At 71.0% G+C, this 6,635-nt stretch carries 6 protein-coding genes; 3 read left to right on the top strand and 3 right to left on the bottom strand.

Annotated features, from left to right (window positions below):
- The 3 genes from NBX02_RS18195 to lexA form a co-directional block, all read right to left on the bottom strand.
- Positions 1 to 843 (bottom strand): EAL domain-containing protein (locus NBX02_RS18195; RefSeq protein WP_250292367.1); only part of this gene is annotated, 843 nt, incomplete at its 3' end.
- A gap of 65 nt (positions 844 to 908) precedes the next feature.
- The gene (gene miaA / locus NBX02_RS18190) at positions 909 to 1,823 is read right to left on the bottom strand and encodes a tRNA (adenosine(37)-N6)-dimethylallyltransferase MiaA (protein WP_250284678.1); all 915 of its coding nucleotides are present in this window, start codon (positions 1,821 to 1,823) and stop codon (positions 909 to 911) included.
- A 17-nt stretch (positions 1,824 to 1,840) separates the two neighbouring features.
- A complete protein-coding gene (gene lexA, locus NBX02_RS18185) occupies positions 1,841 to 2,590 on the bottom strand; it encodes a transcriptional repressor LexA (protein WP_250284680.1) in 750 nt (249 codons plus the stop codon).
- Positions 2,591 to 2,875: 285 nt separating this feature from the next.
- On the opposite strand from lexA, the gene NBX02_RS18180 reads away from it, so the two are divergent.
- The 3 genes from NBX02_RS18180 to NBX02_RS18170 form a co-directional block, all read left to right on the top strand.
- Entirely contained in the window at positions 2,876 to 3,178 is a 303-nt protein-coding gene (locus NBX02_RS18180; RefSeq protein WP_250284681.1) for a LysM peptidoglycan-binding domain-containing protein, read from the top strand.
- Positions 3,179 to 3,355: 177 nt separating this feature from the next.
- A complete protein-coding gene (gene nrdR, locus NBX02_RS18175; RefSeq protein WP_250284683.1) occupies positions 3,356 to 3,817 on the top strand; it encodes a transcriptional regulator NrdR in 462 nt (153 codons plus the stop codon).
- A 68-nt stretch (positions 3,818 to 3,885) separates the two neighbouring features.
- Positions 3,886 to 6,635: vitamin B12-dependent ribonucleotide reductase (locus tag NBX02_RS18170; RefSeq protein WP_250292366.1), on the top strand; the 2,750-nt coding region annotated here is incomplete at its 3' end.

The raw sequence follows: 6,635 nt of genomic DNA, 5'->3' as shown, positions 1-6,635 counted from the left end.
GGCGCGTCCCGTGCCGCTGGCCGGCCGGGAGCGCCCGTGGCGCCGGTTCGGCCGGCCGCGGCCCAGGGCGATCATCCGGGCGTCGTCGGTGGGGACGGGCGGGCAGAACAGGCGGCCGGCTCCCCGGTCACAGTGCATCGCCGCCAGCCGGGACGCCGTGACCGCGCTGTCGACGCCCTCGGCGGTCACGACCAGCCGCCGCCGGTGGGCCAGTGTGATGATCGAGGCCAGGACAGCCTCGCCCTCCAGGTCCCGCTGCATCGCGTGCAGGAAGCGGCCATCGATCTTCACCATGTCCAGCGGCAGGACGTCGAGGGTGGACAGCGACGCGTACCAGGTGCCGAAGCCGTCGACGCCGATGGCCGGCCCGAACGAGCGCAGCCGGGCCAGCAGCCGGGGCACCCCGACGCGCGCGAGGCCGAGGGTCTGTTCGGTGAACTCCAGCCCGAGCGCTCCCGGCGGCAGCGCACGGCCGTGCAGGAGCTGTTCCACCTCGATCGCGAAACCGGGCCGGGTCAGCTGGTCGGCGGTCACGTTGACCCACAGCCGGGGCGGGCGGATCGCGGTTCCCGCGGCCATTTCGTGCCATGTCCGGGCCTCGGCCACGGCGGTGCGTAACACCCAGCGGCCGACCTGGTCGGACAGGCCCGCGGCCGCGGCGGCCGGCATGAACTGCGACGGGTTCATCAGCCCCCGGTCGGGATGGTGCCAGCGCAGGAACGCCTCCATCCCGGGGACCGACCCGGTGCGCAGGTCGACCTCGGGCTGGTAGTGCAGTTGTAACGACCCGTCGTCGAACGCGGCACACAGGGCCGGGACGAGGTTCAACTCGATCGCGGTCACACATGTCTCCAGACGACGGGTGTCTCCAGCCGGCGGGAAGAACGAGCCACGGAGTCGTCGCACGTTCAGGCCGAGTCGACCATGCCCGCCACCTGTTCGACGTCGGGACGGTCCAGCCAAATTATGCGAGGATCGCGCCGAAACCACGACCTTTGTCTGCGTGCAAGTCGGCGCGTCGCGGCGATTGTCGCGAGCCGGGCCGACTCGGCCGAATCGAGCGCGCCGTCGAGCCAGGCGAGAACCTGGGCGTAGCCCAGCGCCCGGGACGCGGTGGGGCCGTCCCGCAGGCCCATGTCGACGAGGGCGCGGACCTCCTCGATCATGCCGGCGGCCCACATACCGGCCACCCGGCCGGCGATCCTCTCGTCGAGCTGCGGGTGGTCGATGCCGAACTGGACCACGTCGTAGACCGAGCGGTGCTCCGGCAGGGAGGCGGTGAAGCCGCCGGTGAGCTCCACCACCTCCAGCGCGCGCACGATACGCCGGCCGTTGCCAGGCAGGATGGCCGCCGCCGCCGCCGGCGCCCGCGCGGCGAGATCGGCGTGCAGCGCGGCCGGGCCCCGCTCGGACAGCTCCCGCTCCAGCCGTCCCCGTACGGCCGGGTCGGTGCCGGGGAAGGCGAGGTCGTCGAGGACGGCCCGGACGTAGAGCCCGGAGCCGCCCACGAGCACCGGCGTGCGGCCGGCGGCCAGCAGGCCGTCGACGGCCTGCCGGGCCAGCGCCTGGTAGGACGCTACGTCGGCGGCGCGGGTGACCTCCCAGACATCGAGCAGGTGATGGGGGACACCACCGCGTTCCGCCGGCGGCACCTTGGCGGTGCCGATGTCCATCCCGCAGTAGAGCTGCATGGAGTCGGCGTTGACGATCTCACCGCCCAGCTCGGTGGCCAGCGCGATCGCCAGGTCGCTCTTGCCGGCCGCTGTCGGCCCGACGACAGCCACGACCCGGCCGGCGCGGTGCCGGTCGACACCTGTGCCCATGCTCACTCCCGGGAGGATCAGACCCGGCGAAGAACCGCGACGATCCGGCCGAGGATCGTCGCACTGTCACCCGGAATGTCAGCATAGGCCGGATTCTGCGGCTCGAGCCAGACGTGGCCGTCACGACGGCGCAGCGTCTTGACCGTCGCCTCGCCGTCGATCATCGCGGCGACGATCTCGCCGCTGTCCGCGACCGGCTGCTGGCGGACGACCACCCAGTCGCCGTCGCAGATCGCGGCGTTGACCATGGAGTCCCCGACGACCCGCAGGGTGAACAGGGTGCCCTCCCCCACGATCTCGCGGGGGAGCGGGAAGACCTCCTCGACCGCCTGCTCGGCGAGGATCGGCCCACCCGCGGCGATGCGGCCGAGGACCGGCACATAGGCCGCCTGTGCGGGGCCAGCCGCCGACGAGCCTGCCGCGAGCGTACCAACGGCGGGCGCCTGGCGTGGCACGGGGCGTACCGGTGCCTGCGCGGAGAGGACCTCCATGGCCCGCGGGCGGTGCGGGTCGCGGCGCAGGAAGCCCTTCTCCTCCAGCGTCTTGAGCTGGTGCGCGACGCTGGACGTGCTCGTGAGCCCCACCGCATCGCCGATTTCCCGCACGCTCGGCGGGTAGCCTCGGCGCTCGACGGCGTCGCGGATCACCTCAAGCACCCTGCGCTGGCGGGGGGTCAGGCCCGTGGCGTCCGCCGGCCCGTCCGGCAGGTCGCGCACGGAGCCGCGGGGTGGCCGGCCGCGGCGGGTGCGGTTGTCGTCGGTGGTCATCCCTGCCGTACTCCTTCGTTGTCGGTCATGGCAGACTTGCGCTCCCGGCATATCCGACGTTCTGCCGTGAACCGGAGCTGGCGGCCACGACCTGGATCTGACCTGAATCTGATCGCTACGACCGTAACCGCCGCGGCCGGATATCTCAAACGTCTGTTCGAGCGTGTCACGACGATTCCGTCGGGACCGTGCGGTACAAACTCGATCAGACGTTCGATCGAACGGATGTTCTTTGATCATGTTGTTGGAAGTGGTATGTGCTGGTGGAAGTTGGGGAGGTGGACGATGCGGGCGTCGGCTGAGCCTCCGCTGCGGCTGACCGGGCGGGGCCGGGTTGTCCTGATTGTCCTGGTCATGCTGGTGTCCTGCCTGGTGCTGTCCGTGGCCCGGGTGACGTCGTCGGCCGCGCCGACCGGGGACGACCGGCCGGTGCGCGTCCACGTGGTGCGTTCCGGGGAGACGCTGTGGGGCATCGCGCGCGCGCTGGCTCCCGACGGTGACACCCGGGTGGTCGTGGCCCGGCTGGCCGGCCTCAACCGGCTGGAGACGACCGATCTCGTCCCCGGTCAGATGCTCCGTCTGCCGTGACGGGCCTGCCATGACGGGCCTGTCATGACAGGTCCGCATGAAGGGTCTTCTGTGATGCATGTGTCATGAGGTTCCGCGGGTGGGCCAGCTTGCCAGCTCGTGGTGTCCGGTCCTAGTGTTGACCACAACATCTTGTAGTTACGTGGCTGTAAGTCGACAAGATCTTGGAGGTTGTGCGTGCGGTGTCCGTTCTGTCGGCACCCTGACAGCAAGGTTGTCGACAGCCGGGAGGCCGAGGAGGGCGCCGCGATCCGTCGCCGTCGGTCGTGCCCGTCCTGCGGCCGTCGTTTCACGACGATCGAAGAGGCGTCACTGCGAGTCATCAAGCGCAGCGGTGTCACCGAGCCGTTCAGCCGCGGGAAGGTGATCGCCGGCGTGCGGCGGGCATGCCAGGGGCGGCCGGTCCAGGCGGACGCGCTGGCCCGGCTCGCCCAGCTGGTCGAGGACACGCTGCGTGCCTCGGGGGCCGCCGAGGTCGCCTCGGACGAGATCGGCCGGGCGATCCTCGGGCCGCTGCGGGAGCTCGACGAGGTCGCCTACCTGCGGTTCGCCTCGGTGTACCTCTCCTTCGACTCGCTGGCGGACTTCGAGACGGCGATCACCGACCTGCGCGGGCGGGCCGACCGGGCGCCGTCGTAGCCACGCACCCCGACGCGACAGACAGCTGGTGAGAAACACCATCCGACCGACGCCAGACGAGGAGCGCCATGACCGACAACCGTGGCACGAAAGCGACCAAGGCCGCCCCCAGGGCCGGCACCAAGGCCGCCCCCAGGGCCGCTGGCCTGCAGGTGCGACGCGTCAACACCTCGCCGGGCGTCCACCCCTATGACGAGGTCACCTGGGAGCTGCGGGACGTCGTCATGACCAACTGGCGCGACGGCTCGGTCAACTTCGAGCAGCGCGGGGTGGAGTTCCCCGACTTCTGGTCGGTGAACGCCACGAACATCGTCACGAGCAAGTACTTCCGCGGCGCGCTCGGCAGCTCCGCCCGCGAGTGGTCCCTGCGCCAGCTCATCGACCGGGTCGTGCGCGCCTACGGCGCGGCCGGCACCGAGCACGGGTACTTCGCCTCGCCGGCGGACGCCGAGATCTTCGAGCACGAACTGACCTGGATGCTGCTGCACCAGGTGTTCAGCTTCAACAGCCCGGTGTGGTTCAACGTCGGCACCCCCGCGCCGCAGCAGGTCTCGGCCTGCTTCATCCTCTCGGTCGACGACACGATGGAGTCGATCCTCAACTGGTACCGGGAGGAGGGGCTGATCTTCAAGGGCGGGTCGGGCGCCGGGCTGAACCTGTCGCGTATCCGATCGTCGAAGGAGCTGCTGTCCTCCGGCGGCACCGCTTCGGGCCCGGTGAGCTTCATGCGCGGGGCCGACGCCTCGGCCGGCACGATCAAGTCGGGCGGCGCGACCAGGCGGGCCGCGAAGATGGTCGTGCTCGACGTCGACCATCCGGACATCGTCGACTTCGTCGAGACCAAGTCCCGCGAGGAGAGCAAGATCCGTGCGTTGCGGGACGCCGGCTTCGACATGGATCTCGGCGGCCGTGACATCGTCTCGGTGCAGTACCAGAACGCCAACAACTCCGTGCGGGTGACGGACGAGTTCATGCGGGCCGTCGTCGACGACGCCGGCTTCGACCTGCGGGCCAGGCTCGACGGGCGCACGATCGAGACCCTCCGGGCCCGGTCGCTGTTCCGCTCCATCGCCCAGGCGGCCTGGGACTGCGCGGATCCCGGGATCCAGTACGACGACACGATCAACGACTGGCACACCTGCCCGGAGTCCGGCCGGATCAGCGCCAGCAACCCGTGCAGCGAATACGTGCACCTGGACAACTCCAGCTGCAACCTGGCGTCGCTGAACCTGATGAAGTTCCTGCGCAAGGACCTCAGCTTCGACGCCGACGCGTTCGTGGCGGCCGTCGAGCTGATCATCACGGCGATGGACATCTCGATCTGCTTCGCGGACTTCCCGACTCCGGAGATCACGCGGGTGACCCGGATGTTCCGCCAGCTCGGCATCGGCTACGCCAACCTCGGCGCGCTGCTGATGGCCACCGGCCGCGCGTACGACTCCGAGGGCGGCCGGGCCATGGGCGCGGCCGTCACGTCGCTGATGACCGCGACGGCCTACCGCCGCTCGGCGGAGCTCGCGGCGGCGCTCGGGGCCTACGACGGCTTCGCCCGCAACACCGACGCCCACCGCCGGGTGATCCGCAAGCACGCCGCCGCCACGGACGCCGTCCGCACGGTCGGGGTCGACGACGCCCGGGTGCTCGCCGTCGCCGCCCGCGAGTGGGAGCGCGCCCAGGGCGTCGGGGAGAAGCACGGCTGGCGCAACGCGCAGGTCAGCCTGCTCGCCCCGACCGGCACGATCGGCTTGGCGATGGACTGCGACACCACCGGCATCGAGCCCGACCTCGCGCTGGTGAAGATGAAGAAGATGGTCGGCGGCTCCAGCATGCGGATCGTCAACCAGACGGTTCCCGCCGCGCTGCGCGCTCTCGGCTACGCCGAGGAGACCGTCGAGGCGATCGTCGAGTACATCGCCGAGCACGGTCACGTCATCGACGCCCCCGGCCTGCGCCGCGAGCACTACGAGGTCTTCGACTGCGCGATCGGGGAGCGGGCCATCAGCCCGATGGGCCACATCCGGATGATGGCGGCGGTCCAGCCGTTCCTGTCCGGCGCCATCTCCAAGACCGTCAACATGCCCACGTCGGCCACGGTCGAGGACGTCGAGCAGATCTACCTGGAGGGGTGGCGGCTCGGTCTGAAGGCGCTGGCGATCTACCGGGACAACTGCAAGGTCGGCCAGCCGCTGTCGGACCTGCGCGGCGCGAAGCGGTCCGTGACCGGGGGCGCGGGCGAGCAGCCGGCCGCACAGCCCGCCGCCGCACAGCCCGGGGAGCACCGTCCGGTCCGGCGCCGGCTGCCGAAGATCCGCCAGTCGCAGACCGTCTCCTTCACCGTGGGCGGTGCCGAGGGGTATCTGACCGCCGGGTCGTATCCCGACGACGGGCTCGGCGAGGTCTTCATCAAGATGTCGAAGCAGGGCTCGACCCTCTCCGGCGTGATGGACGCGTTCGCCATCGCGGTCTCGATCGCGCTCCAGCACGGCGTCCCGTTGGAGACCTACGTCCGCAAGTTCATCAACATGCGCTTCGAGCCGGCCGGCATGACCGACGACCCGGACGTGCGGATCGCCCAGTCGGTGATGGACTACCTCTTCCGTCGCCTGGCCCTGGACTACCTCCCCGAGCAGACCCGCGCGGAGCTCGGCGTCCTCAGCGCGCGGGAGCGGGCCCGCCAGCTCACCGGCCAGCACGGCGGGGCCGGCCAGCCGGACGCGGTGGAAACGGACACGGTGGAGACAGCCGACGCCGGGCCGGCCGAGGCGACCGGCTCCGCGACGGCCGGGCCCGCGGCGAACGAGGCGGCGGCGGCCGGTGC

Source organism: Protofrankia sp. CiP1_Cm_nod1 (genome assembly GCF_920888515.1).
Taxonomy (GTDB): Bacteria; Actinomycetota; Actinomycetes; order Frankiales; family Frankiaceae; genus Protofrankia.
The sequence above is the reverse complement of the archived record's forward strand: the minus strand, read 5'-3'. Positions and strand labels throughout refer to the sequence as shown.